Genomic DNA, 16,657 nt, shown 5'->3' with positions numbered 1-16,657 from the left:
CCGGCTCACTCTGGAAGCGCCTTGGCGCAAAATCCAATGTGTAAAAAGAAGCGGGAATATATCACAGCCTCCTCATATCGGCCATAAGCAGTTACGCATTTACCGCACACTTGGTGATAAATTCGCTGACAATGCGATTAAATACAGCAGGCTTCTGCGCATGCAGCCAGTGTCCTGTGCCTTCAATGGTTTTGGCAGATGCTTGGGGAAACTGGGCCGTAATCTGTGGCTGATAGTCCGCGATAACGTAATTGGAATCACCACCGCGTAAAAACAGAATGGGGCCTTGGTAACGTTTCAATTGCGTCTCATCAGTATTAAACCAGCCAACAATGTAGTGGTAGCTCTCGATCAGTTCGGGAAGATTAAATTTCCAACTAATATGGTCATCACCGCGTACCAGACTTTTCAACAGAAATTGCGCCGTTGCTTCGTCGATATCATGCGCCAGTAGGTGGGCTAATGCGCTGCGACGGTCTTTGATATCGGCTGGCATTGAGCTCAGCCCGGCAAATACTTTTTGATGATGGGGTTGGTAAGCAACAGGTGCGATATCAGCAGCAACAACGGCAGCAACACTGTCAGGATAGTTGAGCGCTAAGGTCATGGCGATTTTGCCGCCCATCGAATGTCCCACCACCATAAAGCGGCTGACACCGATAGATTCAAGCGTTGCTTTAATTTCTTGCGCCATTGCCGGATAACTCATTGGCTGAATTGGCGCACTTTTACCATGGTTAGGACAGTCGATTCGAATGACGCGAAACTGCGCTTCTAGCTCACGCCCCAATCCCTTGAGATTATCACAATCGCCAAAAAGGCCATGAATCAGCACGATAGGAAAACCGCTACCTGAATCAACAAAATTCACCATGACTACTACTGCCTGTATAACTAAATCGAATGTAGGAAGGGCGAATATTGTGTGACAAGCATCACTGCATTACAAGCGACGTCACTTGGTGCATGCTGTTGCTATTTTCTACGATCACCCAGTTCGCGAATGAAAAGCGGATATTTTCCTGTGGCGATCCATGTCCATTTAACCGCTTTGTGGCATACTGCAAGCAAACTAATAAATCTATTTGCTGCGAACTTTTATCGCTCAGCATGTCAGGGAATAGCATGAAATATATTGAAATAGACGAAGAACTATACGGTTACATTGCCAGTAAAACTGAAAAAATTGGTGAGAGTGCCTCTGATATTTTACGCCGCTTATTGGCGCTTCCTGTAATTGAATCGGCCGAAACTCAGCAAGAGGCAGTGACGCTCAGCCATCCTGGATTGGAAAACAGTGTTGAGGTTGAAACGGCGGCGAGTGCCAATGCCGATTATCAACCTAACAATTTACCGCCAGCAGAAGACAGCATAAGTGCAGCAAGCGATTACCAGCTGAGTGATGCGCAGTTGAGTGAACAGAAAGGCGCAGTCGGACGATTTCTGTTTGCCTTGTATGCGCTTTATCAGCAGTCGCCGTCTAAGTTCGAAGCCGTGCTGCAGGTGCAAGGTCGCGATCGTTTGTATTTTGCTCGCTCTAAAGAGGCGTTGCTGGAAGCGAGTAAATCCAGTAATCCCAAGGAGATTGGCGACAGCGGCTTTTGGGTGACCACCAACAATAATACTGGCAAAAAACAGGCGATTCTCACTGAAGCAGTAAAAGCGTTGGGCTGTAGTGATATACAAGCGCAGGCATTGGCGGCTCAAGCATTACCTCAGTAAGATTAGCTAAATAGGATTCAATTCAAGGAAAGAGGGTTTATTTTGGCCATTCATGAACGAGCAGGCAAAGTTGCCGAACAGCGAGATCTCATTAATATTCCTAAACTGATGAGTCTCTATTACCGTCTGGTGCCTAATGTCGAAAATGCGGGTGAAAAAGTCAGCTTCGGTACTTCTGGGCATCGGGGTTCGGCGTTGTCCACCAGCTTTAACCAAAATCACATCTGGGCGATTGCACAAGCAACGGTAGATTATCGCAATCAAGCTGGCATCAAAGGTGAATTGTTTCTGGGAATGGACACTCACGCGTTGTCCCAAGCTGCCTATATTTCAGCGTTAGAAGTACTGGTTGCTAATGACGTAAAGGTCGTCGTGCAACTGCATGAGAGTTTCACGCCAACCCCAGTAGTGTCGCACGCTATTGTTTGCGCGAACAAAGGCAAAGCGGCCGACGCTAATGATTTAGCGGATGGTTTGATCATCACGCCGTCACATAATCCGCCACAGGACGGTGGTATTAAATATAACCCACCACATGGCGGTCCTGCCGAAGGTCAAGTTACCTCCTGGATTGAAGATCGGGCTAACGAATACCTGAAGAACCGTCTGGAAGGGGTGAAAAAGCTTAATTACGGCTTGGCGAAAAATGTCGGCCTAGTCGCTGAACGCGACCTTATCCGTCCCTATGTTAAAGACCTGAAAAACGTTGTCGACGTTAAAGCGATAGCTAACGCTGGCGTTAAAATTGGCGCAGACCCTCTGGGTGGCTCAGGCATTTATTATTGGGAAGTTATTGCCGAAGAATTCGGTATTGATGTCACGCTTGTCAATGATAGAGTCGATCCAACTTTTGGCTTTATGCCGCTCGACAAAGACGGCAAGATCCGTATGGACTGCTCATCGCCTTACGCAATGGCGGGATTGCTAAAGCATCAGGACGAATTTGATCTGTGTTTGGGCAATGACCCTGATTATGACCGTCATGGTATTGTCTGCCCAGGCTTTGGTTTAATGAATCCAAACCATTATTTGGCGGTTGCGATTGATTATCTGCTGACCCATCGTCCACTGTGGTCGAACGACCTCAAAATCGGTAAGACACTTGTTTCCAGCGCGTTAATTGACCGCATTGTTGCTGGCCACAAGCGCAACCTATGTGAAGTACCGGTAGGTTTTAAATGGTTTGTTGATGGTTTGGCCGACGGCAGTTTCGCCTTTGGCGGTGAAGAAAGCGCGGGTGCAGCCTTCCTGCGCTTTGATGGTTCTACTTGGTGTACAGACAAGGATGGCATCATTCTCGGCTTACTAGCCGCAGAAATTCTCGCGGTTACGGGCAAAACGCCAGCACAACGTTATCAAGAGCTGATTTCGGAATATGGTACCAGCTACTATCGCCGTGTAGACAGCCCGATTAGTGCTAAACAGAAAGCTAAGTTCGGTGAGCTCAATGCAGAAACATTGGGTGCCACTGAACTGGCGGGAGAACCAATTGAAAGTGTGCTAACACATGCACCAGGTAATGGCGCGGCTATTGGCGGCCTTAAGGTTAACACCGCAAATGGTTGGTTTGCAGCGCGCCCATCGGGCACAGAGGCGTTATATAAAGTTTATGCTGAAAGCTTCATTAGTGAAGATCATTTAGAAGTGATGTTAACCGAAGCACAGGCGTTGATTAAAAACGCGCTCAAAGGTTAAGCATTTACTGCTAACAGACAATAAAAAAGCCGCTGTATTAGCGGCTTTTTTATGGCGCAAACTGGCAGTTTGCTAACGTAGAAGTCCTACGCACAAGAGTATAACTAATTTATGGAAAATGTCGCGATTTTGGTTGATGTGCAAAATGTCTATTACACGGTCCGGCAGACATATGGGCGTAATTTCGATTATAACCGCTTCTGGGCACACGTCAGTCAAGGGCGGCGAGTTGTGGCGGCGTTCGCCTATGCAATTGACCGTGGTGATATTAAACAGCGAGAGTTTCAAAATATTCTTCGCGCAATTGGATTCGAGGTAAAACTGAAACCGTTTATTCAGCGAGCCGATGGCTCAGCAAAAGGCGACTGGGATGTCGGCATTACCATTGACGCGCTCGAGCAAACGGCTGATGCTGATGTTGTCGTGTTGGTATCAGGCGATGGTGATTTTGAACCTTTAGTACAAACCCTACGGCAGAATCATCAAAAATGTGTGGAAGTGTACGGTGTGCCGCCATTAACCGCTGCATCGTTGATGAACGCCGCGGACAAGTTCATGGCAATTGATGAGCAGCTATTACTGTAAAAATTGCCAAGTATCAACAGCTCACCGCAACATTCGCTTGTTGAGCTTTTCACGTTAAATAGCGTTATACGTATTAGGAAGGCAAATGACCATAAAGCAAGTCGGTAATACCCTCATTCAGCCTAAACATAAGGCAAGCTGCCATTGCGGCGCAGTAGAACTGCGACTCACATTACCTAACGGCATCGAAAACCCGCGGCGTTGTAATTGCTCAATTTGCCAGCGTAAAGGGGCGATTGTTGCTTCCGTAGCGCTTGATGGTATTGAAATTGTCAAAGGTGCTGACGTGCTGAAATGTTATCAATTCAATACTCACACCGCTAAGCACTACTTTTGCAGTAATTGCGGCATCTACACCCATCACCAACGGCGCTCAAATCCCAATCAATATGGCGTCAATGTAGGTTGCCTTGAAGGCGTCAATCCCTACGAGCTAGGTGAGATAAAAACGGTTGATGGCATTCATCATCCGGCTGACCGCGTCTAACGCCTCGATAAATCGCATTCGCAATTGCCCAATCATCGTGATCTATCAACCACTTTTCCAATCAATTAAATTCACCAAAAAAATCAAATTCCAATTAATTCTTATTGAAAAGTCATAATTTTCATAATATTAATGGATGTAAATATCTGTCTTTTATTCAATAGCAATTGTCATATAAATTGTTGCATGATTAAAATTTATATGATTATACTTTTACCACTTGTCGGAGTGCCCAACTGGGCTGAGACCGTTAATTCGGGATCCGTTGAACCTGATCAGGTTAGCACCTGCGAAGGAAACAAGCTGAACGTTATTGCTGCGGGCACCTTTGTGTTAGCAGCAATAACGTTGGTGAGTCTTGAGTTACTCATTTCACCGAGCTTTTCTTATCAACTCTCCTGACAAGCAACTTCATCTTTCAACAAAATGAGATTGCTTATGTCAACACGTCGTCAACAGCGCCAGCAGGCGCAAACATTTATTGCTGAGTTAGCAGCGCAAAAGCCCGTTGGTTCACGCAAAATTTACTTGCAAGGTAGTCGTGATGACCTGCAGGTAGGAATGCGTGTCATCGAGCAAACATCAAGCCTTGTAGCAACTACCGACGGTAATTCTGTCACTCTTCCCAACCCTGATATTCCGGTGTACGACACCGCCGGGGCTTACAGTGATGCCAACGCTCATATAGATTTGCAGCGTGGATTGCCGAGAAGCCGTGAGCATTGGATTATTGAGCGACAAGACAGCGAACAACTAGCAGACGTAACCGCCACTTACACTAAACAACGTCGTGAGCAACCACCGTTAACCCAAAGACTATTCACCCAACTGCCGATCATTCGTCGTGCACTCAGTGGTAAACGAGTTACGCAGCTGCATTACGCCCGCCAAGGTGTCATTACGCCTGAGATGGAATATATCGCGATTCGCGAAAATATGGCGCTCGATTCAATGCGGGACGAGCAGCTAAATCGACGCCAGCTTGGACAGGCATTTGGCGCCAATATTCCTTCTCACATAACCCCTGAGTTCGTCAGACAGGAGGTTGCGGCTGGTCGCGCCATTATTCCGCTCAATATCAATCATCCTGAGGCCGAACCAATGATTATTGGGCGTAATTTTTTGGTGAAGGTGAATGCCAATATCGGCAATTCTTCCGTGTCGTCAGGCGTCGAAGAGGAGGTTGAAAAGCTGGTGTGGGCGACACGTTGGGGCGCTGACACTGTAATGGATTTGTCCACTGGACGGAATATCCATGAAATCCGCGAATGGATTATCCGTAATTCACCAGTCCCTATTGGGACTGTGCCTATCTATCAAGCGCTAGAGAAAGTGAATAGCATCGCAGAAGATCTCAATTGGCAGGTGTTTAAGGACACCTTGATTGAGCAGGCAGAGCAGGGGGTAGATTACTTTACCATCCATGCTGGCGTACTTCTGCGCTTTGTTCCCCTTACAGCCAATCGCATCACGGGTATTGTCTCCCGTGGAGGGTCGATTATGGCTAAGTGGTGTTTGAGCCATCATCAGGAGAATTTTCTTTATCAACATTTCCGCGAAATCTGCGAAATTTGCGCGGCTTATGATGTATCGCTATCACTCGGAGATGGGATGCGTCCAGGGTGTATCAGCGACGCGAATGATGAGGCGCAGTTTGCGGAACTCGAAACGCTGGGTGAACTGGTCAAGATCGCGTGGGAATATGATGTTCAAACCATTATCGAAGGCCCCGGACATGTCCCGATGCAGTTGGTGAAGGAAAACATGGATAAGCAGCTCGCCTGTTGCCATGGCGCACCGTTTTACACTTTAGGGCCGCAAATCACCGATATTGCGCCCGGCTATGATCATTTCACGTCCGGCATAGGTGCGGCAATGATCGCTTGGTATGGCTGCGCCATGCTGTGCTATGTCACGCCCAAAGAACATTTAGGATTACCCAACAAAGAAGACGTTAAGCAGGGGCTGATTGCCTACAAAATCGCAGCTCATGCCGCTGACGTAGCAAAAGGACATCCTGCGGCGCAGCTACGCGATAATGCGATGTCTAAAGCACGCTTCGATTTTCGCTGGCAAGACCAATTCAATTTAGGCCTCGATCCTGAAACCGCGCGTGAATTCCACGATGAGTCACTACCTCAAGCCTCAGCTAAAGTGGCGCATTTTTGTTCAATGTGTGGTCCTAAGTTTTGCTCGATGAAGATTAGCCAAGAAGTTCGCGAGTATGCCGCTAATCAACAGCAGCAAGGTATGCAACAAATGGCGCAAAGCTTTAATCAACAGGGCGCACAGTTATATCAACCTCTTATCGCTGAGGAGGTTGAGCAATGACACAAGAATGTAATTTGCGAAAACACCCAATTGTGTGGTGCATCTCTGCCAGTGACAGTGGCGGGGGGGCAGGCATGCAAGCCGACGTTCATACGGTGGAGGATTTAGGCTGCCACGCATGTTCAGTTGTCACCGCCGTTACGGCACAAAATTCGCTAGGGGTCACGAGTGTTGAAGCGGTAAGCAATGCAATACTCCTTGCTCAACTTGACACCTTGTTAAGTGACATGAGGCCCGTGGCGATTAAAATTGGATTAATTGCCGACCAAGCGCAACTTAACTGCTTAGCGGGCTGGTTGACGCAACATCTATCCGGCGTGCCGATCGTGTTAGATCCTGTGCTGTGCGCCACCACAGGGCATGATTTTAACCGGACAGAACTCGACTTCGGCCCATTACTAACACTTATCCAAGTGTTTACCCCAAATGCTTTTGAAGTTGGGCAACTATGTGGAACAGCCTGCTCAACGTTTTCGCAATTTATAGATGCGCTGCCCGCACTGCAGCAAATGACACCAGCGCACCTGCTGTTAAAAGGTGGAGATCTTGCCGAGCCTGAATGGGCCGACGACCTGCTATTTCTCCGCCAACCGCCATTTTGTGCTGAGCAGCATCTGAATCGTGGCTTTAAATTGCGCAGCTTACGCATTGCGACCAAGCATAATCATGGCAGCGGTTGCACCCTGTCGAGCGCTATCGCGGCGTTAATCGCCCAACAATGGGTGATACCTGACGCCATCGTCATAGCAAAAGCCTACGTACATAGCGGGCTGCAGAATGGGTATCCAATTGGCTACGGCGCTGGTGTAATTGCCAAATCAGGCTTTCCTAAAAATGTCGCCCATTTTCCGCACGTGTTACCGTTGCAAGAAGCGAAAGCTATCTGCCGCAACTCATTATCTGCATTTCAATTTGCCAGCAAAGTCTATCCAATTGTTAGCAACTTGGAGCAACTCGCGCTGCTCCTTCAATGTGGTTGTCGCACCTTGCAACTGCGGATGAAAGCAACGGATGAAGGATTGCTCGATACCACTATCAAGCAGGCCGTTGCATTGGCAAAGCGCTATCAGACACAGCTATTTATCAATGACCATTGGCAGCTAGCCTTGAAGTATCAGGCGTACGGTGTGCATCTTGGGCAAGAGGATTTCCTGCGTGCCGATCTCGATGCACTGAAAACGGCGGGAATCGTGCTGGGGCTTTCTAGCCATAGCTATTTCGAAGCGTTAATTGCACTTGAACAGCAACCAGATTATTTGGCATTGGGGCATATTTTCCCAACCACGACCAAAGTGATGCCTTCGCAGCCACAAGGACTTTCGCGGCTAATGCACTATGGTGCCACCTTTGCTCCCGCACTTGCCACCGTTGCCATTGGCGGAATCAATGCGCAAAACCTTAACGACATACAAGACTGTGGAGTTCAAGCCGCCGCCATTGTGAGCGCTGTTATCCATGCCAACGATCCTGCGCTTGCGTATTTAACCTTGGCGCGACAATGGCAGTCTGAAACTGATGTGGAGGGCATTGTGTGATGAGAACTAAGCAAAATGCACTTAGCGACCGCCAGTTTATACGCTATTCCAAACAGATCATGTTGCCCGCTTATGGCGAGCGCGGACAACTTAATTTGCTCAACTCCCATGTCGTTATCGTCGGTTTAGGCGGACTGGGACAGCAAGCCGCCCAGTTGCTCGCGGCTGCCGGCGTTGGTCAGTTAACCCTAATAGACCCAGATAAAGTTGCGCTCGATAACCTGCCACGGCAAACCCTTTACCGGGATAGCCACATCGCCCAAGCAAAAGTGCTGGTTGCTGCCCGCAAATTACGCCAGCGCTATAACGAAGTTGCTATCAACACCATTGTTGGTGCATTTGATGAGAGCAAGGCCCACTGTCTCCGCGACGCAGACTTAGTGCTGGATTGTTCGGATAACTTTGCCTGCCGTCATGCATTGAGCCGGGTGACATTCGCACAAACTACAGCGCTGTTAAGTGCCGCGATTTCCGCAGAGCAAGCGTGGTTGGCGCTGTTTGTCGCCGAAGATGTAGCCGAAGCTGGCTGCTTACACTGTGTATTTCCAACAGGTACCAAAACAGCTCAAAGCTGTGCATCACAAGGCGTGATGGGCTCTGCTGTGGCAACTGTTGCATCGCTGCAGGCGGAGTTGGCGCTACGCCATCTTAGCGGGCAACCCAATCATCTTTTTGGGCAACTACTACACATAGACTTTACCCATTGGCGATTTAACAAGCTACGTCGTAGCCGCGACCCGGTATGCAACAACTGCGCGACAGCGTTAAGGAAGTGCTCATGAAACTCATCATTAATGCCGTTGCAGAAGAGGTTCTGCTCAACATCAGTATCACTACTTTGCTAGAGCAACGCGATATTGCTGCTAATAGCGTGGCTGTTGTCGTGAACGGCGTCATTACACCGCGCAGCAGTTGGTCAACGACCATCTGCCAGGCCAATGATGAAATTGAAATATTTTCCGCGGTTGCAGGAGGTTAATAATGCTTACCATCGCCGATACCCAATTTTCCAGCCGGTTATTCACTGGCACCGGCAAGTTTTCCGATGCTGACACCATGCTAGATGCCATAAGCGCCAGTGACGCGTCAATGGTCACGGTCGCCATGAAGCGAATCGATTTTACCCGGGGTAATGATGACATTTTGAAACCGCTGGTGAAGGCTGGCTGCAAGCTACTGCCCAACACCTCAGGAGCGCGTACGGCCAAAGAGGCGATATTCGCCGCCGAGTTGGGACGGGAAATGTTAGCCACAGAATGGGTCAAAGTTGAGATCCATCCGGATCCGCGTTATCTGCTACCGGATCCCATGGAAACCTTCGATGCGTGCGCCGAGTTAGTTAAACAGGGTTTTAAGGTGCTGCCATATGTACACGCTGACCCGGTGCTATGTTGCCGATTGCAGGAGATTGGCTGCGCCGCAGTAATGCCGCTTGGCAGTCCAATCGGCTCTAATCAGGGCTTAGCCAGCGCGCCTTTTCTAAAAATTATTATTGAGCAGGCACAAGTGCCGGTGATTATCGATGCGGGCATCGGCTCACCAGCGCAGGCGATGCAAGCAATAGAGTTGGGCGCAGATGCAGTACTGGTAAATACTGCAATTGCCTCAGCAAGAGACCCCGTTGCGATGGCGGCCTGTTTCCGTGATGCAGTAACCGTGGGACGACAGGCGTTCGAAGCTGGATTAGGGCAAGTGCAAACCTCAGCGAGTGCTTCCAGCCCTCTGACAGGCTTTCTAAGGGCACAAGGAGCTGCATGATGGCAACGGGATTTTCAGAGGAACTCGCGGATCTTAACGTTGATAGACTCCGACTGGCGCTCAATAGTCATACACCAACCAGCGTCGAGGATTGGCTTAAGCATCCACAGCGGATTATCGGCAATACTGAAGCGTTATCCGCGTTATTGTCACCAGCGGCTGCCGCGTATATAGAGCCAATGGCGCAGTTATCTGCGCAGCTAACTCGTCAGCGTTTCGGCGGCAACATTCAGCTATATGCGCCATTGTATGTGTCAAATCTCTGCGCCAATGATTGTGATTACTGCGGCTTCAGTAGTCACAATCAAATAAAGCGTAAGGTGTTAACTGAGCAGGAGCGGGCGGCTGAAATAGCGATTTTGCAGCGGCGGGGCTTTGATTCAGTTTTACTGGTTGCGGGCGAACATTCGCGCAAAGTCGGGCTCGATTACTTTATCGAAGCACTCAATCAATGCGCGTCACAATTCAGTTATTTGGCGCTAGAAATTCAGCCACTGGAAATACAAGAATATCAAACATTAGTTGCTCACGGCCTAGATGCGGTGATGGTCTATCAAGAAAGCTATCAACCTGCTGTTTACGCTCAACATCATCATCATGGCAAGAAGCGTGATTTTGCTTGGCGCTTAGATTGTCCAGATAGAGCGGCCAGCGCTGGTGTAGATAAGATTGGCATCGGCGCCTTACTCGGACTCGCGGATTGGCGTATTGAAAGTTTGTTGCTCGGCCATCATCTACAATATCTGGAACAGCGCTATTGGCGTAGTCGCTTTAGTATCTCAGTGCCGAGATTGCGGCCCTGTGTGGGAAGCAACATTGACCTAGAGATGATGAGCGATAGTCAATTGGTACAGATGCTTTGTGCTTTTCGACTATTTTCACCCAATGTCGAACTGAGTCTGTCTACGCGAGAATCTGCTCAACTGCGCGATAACTTGATGGGACTTGGGATTACGCATATGAGTGCAGAGAGTTCTACCGAACCCGGTGGCTATGCAAATCCACAAACAGCGTTGGATCAGTTTGCCATCAATGATGAACGCACAGTGGCACAAGTAACTGCAGCGATCAAAGCTCGGGGAATGCAACCTGTGTTTAAAGATTGGCAGCAGCAATGGTAACGTCCAAGGCCTAGCAAAAAGCCCGCTTAATGCGGGCTTTTTCTTATTCCGGTTGATGTCTCAATAACTATTTACTTGCCGTCGAGATAGGCCAGCACAACGTCGTGATGATCTTTGGTTTTGAACTTATCGAAGAATTTCTCCACCTTGCCATCTTGGCCAATAAGAAAACTCAAGCGATGAATACCATCGTACACTTTTCCCATGAATTTCTTCTCGCCCCACACACCAAAACCGTCTGCGATTTGATGGTCTTCGTCGCTAAGTAACTCAAAGTTAAGCTCATACTTCTCTTCAAATTTTTTCAGTTTGGCAACAGGATCAGGGCTGATACCAAACACTTTAACGCCGCGAGCGGTTAATTCTGCATCTGTATCACGTAAGCCACACGCTTGTACCGTGCAACCCGGTGTCATCGCTTTAGGATAGAAATATACCAATACACGATGGGTTTTCAGTGTCTCAGCTAATGAAACGTCTTCACCGTTCTGATTTTTTAATACAAAAGCGGGCGCTACTTGTCCCTCAGTCAACGGAGTCATATCAAATTCCTTATGGTGGTGTTACTTAACCGATGTCGGGCACCTGTACGCCTTGCATACGTTTAATGCTGCAAGTGAGATTTAAATTGCCCGCCACGGTAGCAATACTCTGTTCTAGTTCTTCTAGATCAACATTTTCTGGAATATTGATCGCCAGGAACAAGTGCTGAATATTTTCATCTTCGTCTGTCGCGAAGGAACGCACTGCACCTAAATCGAGTGAACGGTCAGCAATGAACTCGGTAATTTTGCGCAACGTACCGCGTTGGTCCTGTCCGTGCAAGGTGACCTCTAATCGAGACGCGTAATTGAGTGGCGTATGTTTTGAAGTGCGCTTCATTACCGTAAGCAATTCAAGCTCAACACTTAGTTGCGGTAATTGGCTTTCAAGCTGAGTAATTGCGGGCCAAGAGCCTGACATCATCATAATCATGGTGAATTCGTTACCGAAGCCCGCCATTCTGCTATCAACAATGTCGCAGTCGCAGTCAGTTGCCAACTTGGCAAGTCTGGCGACCAGTCCCGGACGGTCTGTACCCATCGCGGTGACGACCAGATAGTTGGTCATGAAAATTCCTTATGTGTTTGAAGCAATCAAAGGGGGATAACTATGCTGTAATGCAACAATTTTTGTGCTTTCGGTAATGCTACCACAACTTATTCGAAATGTTAGCTTCGCAAGCCCTTGTCATCTAAATGCAGCCTAAGTACCATAGCGAAGCCTTTATTTTTGGGGAACTCTCATGATCGACGGAAGCATCGTTGCCTTAGTAACACCAATGAATCCAGATGGTTCAATTGACTATGCCAGTCTTGAACGTTTGGTTGAATTTCATATCACCGAAGGCACTGACGCCATTGTATCTGTAGGTACTACTGGCGAGTCTGCGACGCTACCGATGAAAGAACACATCAATGTTGTCACTGAAACACTGCGCTTTGCAGCTGGCCGCATTCCTGTCATCGGTGGTAATGGTGCCAATGCAACAGACGAAGCTATTGAGCTCACGCAAGCATTAAATCGACTGGATGTTGTCGGAATGCTCGGTGTTACACCTTATTACAATAAACCTACGCAAAAGGGTTTAATCGCTCACTATAAAGCGATTGCAGCAGCAACTGATATTCCTCAAATTCTTTACAACGTGCCAGGTCGCACTGCCGTTGATATGAAACCTGAAACCGTGGCTGAACTAAGTCACGTCAGTAACATCGTTGCAGTAAAAGAAGCGACTGGTGATTTAAGCCGTGTTGCGAAACTGCGTGAGTTATGTGGTGCTGATTTCAAACTTTATAGCGGTGATGACGCCACATCTTGTGAATTTTTATTGCAAGGTGGTAATGGTGTTATTTCGGTTGCTAACAACATAGTGCCACGTCAATTTAAAGCGATGTGCGTTGCAGCGTTAGCAGGCGACAAAGCCGCAGCACAAGCGGCTGAGGCCGACATTCGCGACTTATATACCACCTTGTTCTGTGAGTCTAATCCTATCCCTGTGAAATGGGCTGTTCACAGAATGGGACTCATCAACCATGGCACAATCCGTTTGCCTTTGACTGAACTTTCTGGTGAGTTTCATGGTCTGTTGCTTCAAGCAATGAAAAAAGCCCGAATAGAGGTCCAATAACTTAATGTTAAAACTAAAACATCTCAGCGTCGTTATTGCTGTTCTGTCTGTTACCGCTTGCAGTACGCCAATTGAAAGAAGACAGCCTAACGGCACCTTTGACTATGTAAAAGCTGAAAAACAGGCTGAGCTGGTCATTCCGGAAGGTTTAAAAACACCGCCTTACAGCAAGGAATATGAAATTCCTAAGGTTGGCGATAAAGTCGATAAGAGTATTTATGGTCCGCAGCTCGACATTCGTCCACCGCTGCAGATTTTACCTCTGGCCGATGGCACTCACGTAGAAGAAGGCAGTGACGACATTAAGATTGTGGTTGAGAGCATTAAAGGCTCAACCAATCTTAAACAGGAAATGATTTCTGTTGTTGAAGGCTTCCTAGCGAAATACAACTACAAGATTGCGTCTGAAGACAAAGATACAGGCATTATCCAGACTGATTGGATTGATAGCTCAGAAGTGATTGATAGCCACTGGTTCTCTGAAAACCAAGTCTTTGATATCCGCCAGCGTTATCAGTTTGATGTGGAAGTTCGTCCACATGGCCGCACCGGTTACCTAAAAATCAAAGTGCTGGAAAGCCACCAAAACTATAACGGCGAAGAGAAAGATTTGTTCCTCAAATCTGACGAACAAAACCGTTATGCCACTGAAATGTTAAACCGCACCATCTCATTTATGAGTGTTGAGCGTGAAAACATTATCAGAGCGACCAAAGTGGCCGAAAGCAAAGGTATTCCAATGAGCTATGTCGCAGCAACCAGCGAAGATGGCGAAGGTTATTGGATTGCTGATGCACCGCTGAAACGCACCTGGGATCGTTTGGCGCTTGCGTTGCCTGACGTAGGTTTAGAAGTGGTCGATATGGATTCTTCTAAAGGCCTGTATTATCTGTCATTCAAAGATGATACTGGTTTCTGGGATTCATTCTTCGGTGGCAAGAAAATGGATATTAAAGATGGTAACTACCGTCTGATCCTTAAAGCCGCAGCTGACGATACCAGCAAGACAGAACTGCGATTCCACAATGCTGAAGATCAGAAGATTGATGCAGAAGCGCTGAAAACTGTATATGACACGATTTCCTCAGCGGTAACACAAGATCGCCAAGTGAAATAAGTCTGAGTGAACCAATTAAAAAGCCGCACATAATGGTGCGGCTTTTTATTATCTTAATTCGTTGAGTGGCGGCCTCAGGCTGGTAGATACAGACTAGGGCTGAAAGACTTCCACCACCTCGATGCGTTTTGCTGCTGAATCGAGATCGATATGACCACTATTACTCACATCCATAAAATCAAACGCGGGTAAATCGGCTTCCGCTACATCACCCGACATGGTGGCATTCGGATCTTGCTTCAAGGAAACAAAGTCAAATGCATTGCGGTCAACACCTTGAGACGGCGCGGTATTTTGCATCGCGGTAAAGATGGTTTCAATACGACCTGGGAACTGCTTATCCCAGCTTTTAAGCAATGCTTTTACTTCGGCACGTTTTAAGTTTTCCTGAGAACCGCACAGGTTGCACGGAATAATGGGGAAATCCTTTAACGTTGCGTATTCTTCGATATCTTTTTCACGACAATAAGCCAGCGGACGAATGACCACGTTAGCGCCGTCATCAGACAATAGCTTAGGCGGCATGGCTTTCATCTTGCCACCGTAAAACATATTTAAGAACAGTGTTTCAATGATGTCATCACGATGATGGCCCAGCGCAATTTTGGTGGCGCCAATACGATGAGCAAATCCGTACAAGGTACCGCGACGTAGTCGCGAACAAAGCGAGCAAGTCGTTTTACCTTCTGGAATTTTATCCTTCACGATGGAGTAAGTGTCTTTCTCCAAAATATGATAAGGCACATTCAGGCTATCGAGATAAGCAGGCAGAATATCTTCAGGAAATCCTGGCTGCTTCTGGTCAAGGTTGACCGCAACGATCTCAAAGTCCACTGGCGCGCGTTGTTGCAGATTCACCAATATATCCAGCATAGTGTAGCTGTCTTTACCACCAGACAGACATACCATGACCCGATCGCCAGCTTCAATCATGTTGTAATCCGCGATTGCACTGCCAACTTCGCGGCGCAGCCGCTTTTGCAATTTATTGAGTCTGGTAACTTGCTTTCTGTCCAGTTCACTAACGTCAGACATAAAAATAGCGCCCTGTGAAATAACCTATAAGTTCAGGGCGCGTATTATTCCAGCTAATATAGCTTGGGTAAAGACCGTTAGCCGATAGGTGACTTATAACCGTCCGGTTTTATCGCCAACAGATCGCAATTTATCGAATCGATAACATGTTCAGCAGTATTACCAATCAAAGCAGCAGAAAGTCCGGTGCGTCCAACCGTGCCTAACACCACTAATTCGGCGTTGAGCTGCTCGGCGACTTCGGGAATAACATCTTCAGGCAAGCCTTGCTGTACGTGACAGTGTTGGCTTTCGATTTGATACTGACTCGCCAGTTCGTTTACTCGATGTACATGTTGCGACTGAATTGCTTCATTGTAGGAACGCGCATCGAAATCAGGCAGTTCAATTGCAAGATTTACTGGAGTACCTGGATAGCCGTTGACCAGATGCACTTTGGCGTCAAAGCGTTGGGCGAGGGCATTCGCATGCTCGATAATCTTGCTATTGAGCGTAAGGTGCGCCTCATCTTCACAGGCGACGTTCACGGCACAGAGCATATTACCTTGTACAGGCCACTCTTTCTCTTTCACTAACAGTACCGGTACCGGTGATTTACGCAGTAAATGCCAATCTGTAGGTGTAAAAATAACGGCTTTCAACTTATCGTGCTGATGGGTACTTTTGACGATAAGGTCGAAGCCACCTTCCTGGGTAAACTTGATAATGCTTTCGTAAGGGCGGTTATGCCACAACACTTGGTGTTCGATTGGCAGCCCCTTATCGAGGTAGGGCTTAAGCAAATCGGCTAACCAAGCCTGACGCTGATTAATAACACCTAAACGCATTGCCTCTCGCTCTTGAGACGACAAAATAGATGTCATCTCATAGGAGAGATCGAATATAGACAGGAAGGCGGTGATAGATGCCTGACTGCGGTGAGCAAGTTCAGCGGCTCGTGCCAGTGCAGGCTGGACATCAGAGGTAGGATCGACAACCACTAAAATCTTTTTATAGTCCATAATGACGTTCTCCGTTTGCTGGATGACGTACTTATATCATGTGCCATATGGACTAATTTGTCTCGTCAAAGATCAAATAAATCTAAAAAAATTCAGCTAA

General features: G+C 47.6%; 17 protein-coding genes and 1 riboswitch. Of the genes, 12 read left to right on the top strand and 5 right to left on the bottom strand.

All coding sequences use genetic code 11. The features are described 5' to 3' along the window. Positions 1 to 91 precede the first annotated feature (91 nt). Entirely contained in the window at positions 92 to 871 is a 780-nt protein-coding gene (locus HR45_RS02645; RefSeq protein ID WP_037440276.1) for an alpha/beta fold hydrolase, read from the bottom strand. Between the two features lie 254 nt (positions 872 to 1,125). On the opposite strand from HR45_RS02645, the gene seqA reads away from it, so the two are divergent. From seqA to thiH, 10 genes are all read left to right on the top strand, one after another. Beyond that, on the top strand, positions 1,126 to 1,722 hold the full coding sequence (gene seqA, locus HR45_RS02640) for a replication initiation negative regulator SeqA (RefSeq protein WP_037439522.1): 597 nt from the start codon (positions 1,126 to 1,128) through the stop codon (positions 1,720 to 1,722). A gap of 42 nt (positions 1,723 to 1,764) precedes the next feature. Continuing rightward, entirely contained in the window at positions 1,765 to 3,417 is a 1,653-nt protein-coding gene (pgm, locus tag HR45_RS02635) for a phosphoglucomutase (alpha-D-glucose-1,6-bisphosphate-dependent) (RefSeq protein ID WP_037439521.1), read from the top strand. A gap of 111 nt (positions 3,418 to 3,528) precedes the next feature. Next, on the top strand, positions 3,529 to 4,002 hold the full coding sequence (locus tag HR45_RS02630) for an NYN domain-containing protein (RefSeq protein WP_037439519.1): 474 nt from the start codon (positions 3,529 to 3,531) through the stop codon (positions 4,000 to 4,002). Positions 4,003 to 4,087: 85 nt separating this feature from the next. Then, positions 4,088 to 4,489, top strand: a complete 402-nt coding sequence (locus HR45_RS02625) for a GFA family protein (protein ID WP_037439517.1) — start codon at positions 4,088 to 4,090, stop codon at positions 4,487 to 4,489. A 214-nt stretch (positions 4,490 to 4,703) separates the two neighbouring features. Continuing rightward, positions 4,704 to 4,804, top strand: a riboswitch (TPP riboswitch). A gap of 123 nt (positions 4,805 to 4,927) precedes the next feature. Continuing rightward, entirely contained in the window at positions 4,928 to 6,820 is a 1,893-nt protein-coding gene (gene thiC, locus HR45_RS02620) for a phosphomethylpyrimidine synthase ThiC (RefSeq protein WP_037439515.1), read from the top strand. After that, positions 6,817 to 8,355 carry a bifunctional hydroxymethylpyrimidine kinase/phosphomethylpyrimidine kinase gene (locus tag HR45_RS02615; RefSeq protein ID WP_037439513.1) on the top strand — a complete coding sequence of 513 codons (1,539 nt, stop codon included), beginning with the start codon at positions 6,817 to 6,819 and terminating at the stop codon, positions 8,353 to 8,355. Before thiC ends, HR45_RS02615 begins: the two co-directional genes overlap by 4 nt. Beyond that, a complete protein-coding gene (locus HR45_RS02610; protein ID WP_037439511.1) occupies positions 8,355 to 9,137 on the top strand; it encodes a HesA/MoeB/ThiF family protein in 783 nt (260 codons plus the stop codon). The genes HR45_RS02615 and HR45_RS02610 overlap by 1 nt, the downstream gene beginning before the upstream one ends. Beyond that, positions 9,134 to 9,334 (top strand): sulfur carrier protein ThiS, encoded by a 201-nt coding sequence (gene thiS, locus HR45_RS02605; protein WP_052074439.1) that lies wholly within the window; start codon positions 9,134 to 9,136, stop codon positions 9,332 to 9,334. The genes HR45_RS02610 and thiS overlap by 4 nt, the downstream gene beginning before the upstream one ends. A gap of 2 nt (positions 9,335 to 9,336) precedes the next feature. Then, entirely contained in the window at positions 9,337 to 10,113 is a 777-nt protein-coding gene (locus tag HR45_RS02600; RefSeq protein ID WP_037439507.1) for a thiazole synthase, read from the top strand. Further along, positions 10,113 to 11,234 (top strand): 2-iminoacetate synthase ThiH, encoded by a 1,122-nt coding sequence (gene thiH, locus HR45_RS02595; RefSeq protein WP_037439505.1) that lies wholly within the window; start codon positions 10,113 to 10,115, stop codon positions 11,232 to 11,234. Before HR45_RS02600 ends, thiH begins: the two co-directional genes overlap by 1 nt. Before the next feature lie 71 nt (positions 11,235 to 11,305). Here the strand turns inward: thiH and bcp are convergent, their stop codons facing one another. Then, the gene (gene bcp / locus HR45_RS02590) at positions 11,306 to 11,776 is read right to left on the bottom strand and encodes a thioredoxin-dependent thiol peroxidase (RefSeq protein WP_037439503.1); all 471 of its coding nucleotides are present in this window, start codon (positions 11,774 to 11,776) and stop codon (positions 11,306 to 11,308) included. A gap of 25 nt (positions 11,777 to 11,801) precedes the next feature. Continuing rightward, on the bottom strand, positions 11,802 to 12,344 hold the full coding sequence (locus tag HR45_RS02585; RefSeq protein ID WP_037439501.1) for a glycine cleavage system transcriptional repressor: 543 nt from the start codon (positions 12,342 to 12,344) through the stop codon (positions 11,802 to 11,804). A gap of 175 nt (positions 12,345 to 12,519) precedes the next feature. Between HR45_RS02585 and dapA the strand changes: the two genes are divergently transcribed. Both dapA and bamC read left to right on the top strand, forming a co-directional pair. Further along, positions 12,520 to 13,404, top strand: a complete 885-nt coding sequence (dapA, locus tag HR45_RS02580; RefSeq protein WP_037439499.1) for a 4-hydroxy-tetrahydrodipicolinate synthase — start codon at positions 12,520 to 12,522, stop codon at positions 13,402 to 13,404. A gap of 4 nt (positions 13,405 to 13,408) precedes the next feature. After that, positions 13,409 to 14,521: an NlpB/DapX family lipoprotein gene (bamC, locus tag HR45_RS02575; RefSeq protein WP_037439497.1), complete on the top strand. Its 1,113-nt coding sequence runs from the start codon at positions 13,409 to 13,411 to the stop codon at positions 14,519 to 14,521. Positions 14,522 to 14,614: 93 nt separating this feature from the next. Here the strand turns inward: bamC and ttcA are convergent, their stop codons facing one another. Both ttcA and uspE read right to left on the bottom strand, forming a co-directional pair. After that, entirely contained in the window at positions 14,615 to 15,556 is a 942-nt protein-coding gene (gene ttcA, locus HR45_RS02570; RefSeq protein WP_037439494.1) for a tRNA 2-thiocytidine(32) synthetase TtcA, read from the bottom strand. Between the two features lie 77 nt (positions 15,557 to 15,633). Beyond that, on the bottom strand, positions 15,634 to 16,560 hold the full coding sequence (uspE, locus tag HR45_RS02565) for a universal stress protein UspE (protein WP_037439492.1): 927 nt from the start codon (positions 16,558 to 16,560) through the stop codon (positions 15,634 to 15,636). Between the last annotated feature and the right edge of the window lie 97 nt (positions 16,561 to 16,657).

Source organism: Shewanella mangrovi (genome assembly GCF_000753795.1).
GTDB classification, from domain to species: domain Bacteria; phylum Pseudomonadota; class Gammaproteobacteria; order Enterobacterales; family Shewanellaceae; genus Shewanella; species Shewanella mangrovi.
This window is presented reverse-complemented; position numbering and strand designations above follow the sequence as displayed.

Excerpts from the sequence above, each read along its gene's own strand:
- HR45_RS02600 (WP_037439507.1), top strand. The coding sequence starts at position 9,337 with ATGCTTACCATCGCCGATACCCAATTTTCCAGCCGGTTATTCACTGGC.
- HR45_RS02615 (WP_037439513.1), top strand. The coding sequence starts at position 6,817 with ATGACACAAGAATGTAATTTGCGAAAACACCCAATTGTGTGGTGCATC.
- thiH (WP_037439505.1), top strand. The coding sequence starts at position 10,113 with ATGGCAACGGGATTTTCAGAGGAACTCGCGGATCTTAACGTTGATAGA.
- HR45_RS02630 (WP_037439519.1), top strand. The coding sequence starts at position 3,529 with ATGGAAAATGTCGCGATTTTGGTTGATGTGCAAAATGTCTATTACACG.
- HR45_RS02585 (WP_037439501.1), bottom strand. The coding sequence starts at position 12,344 with ATGACCAACTATCTGGTCGTCACCGCGATGGGTACAGACCGTCCGGGA.
- bcp (WP_037439503.1), bottom strand. The coding sequence starts at position 11,776 with ATGACTCCGTTGACTGAGGGACAAGTAGCGCCCGCTTTTGTATTAAAA.
- thiC (WP_037439515.1), top strand. The coding sequence starts at position 4,928 with ATGTCAACACGTCGTCAACAGCGCCAGCAGGCGCAAACATTTATTGCT.
- HR45_RS02625 (WP_037439517.1), top strand. The coding sequence starts at position 4,088 with ATGACCATAAAGCAAGTCGGTAATACCCTCATTCAGCCTAAACATAAG.
- bamC (WP_037439497.1), top strand. The coding sequence starts at position 13,409 with ATGTTAAAACTAAAACATCTCAGCGTCGTTATTGCTGTTCTGTCTGTT.
- dapA (WP_037439499.1), top strand. The coding sequence starts at position 12,520 with ATGATCGACGGAAGCATCGTTGCCTTAGTAACACCAATGAATCCAGAT.
- seqA (WP_037439522.1), top strand. The coding sequence starts at position 1,126 with ATGAAATATATTGAAATAGACGAAGAACTATACGGTTACATTGCCAGT.
- ttcA (WP_037439494.1), bottom strand. The coding sequence starts at position 15,556 with ATGTCTGACGTTAGTGAACTGGACAGAAAGCAAGTTACCAGACTCAAT.
- HR45_RS02610 (WP_037439511.1), top strand. The coding sequence starts at position 8,355 with ATGAGAACTAAGCAAAATGCACTTAGCGACCGCCAGTTTATACGCTAT.
- thiS (WP_052074439.1), top strand. The coding sequence starts at position 9,134 with ATGAAACTCATCATTAATGCCGTTGCAGAAGAGGTTCTGCTCAACATC.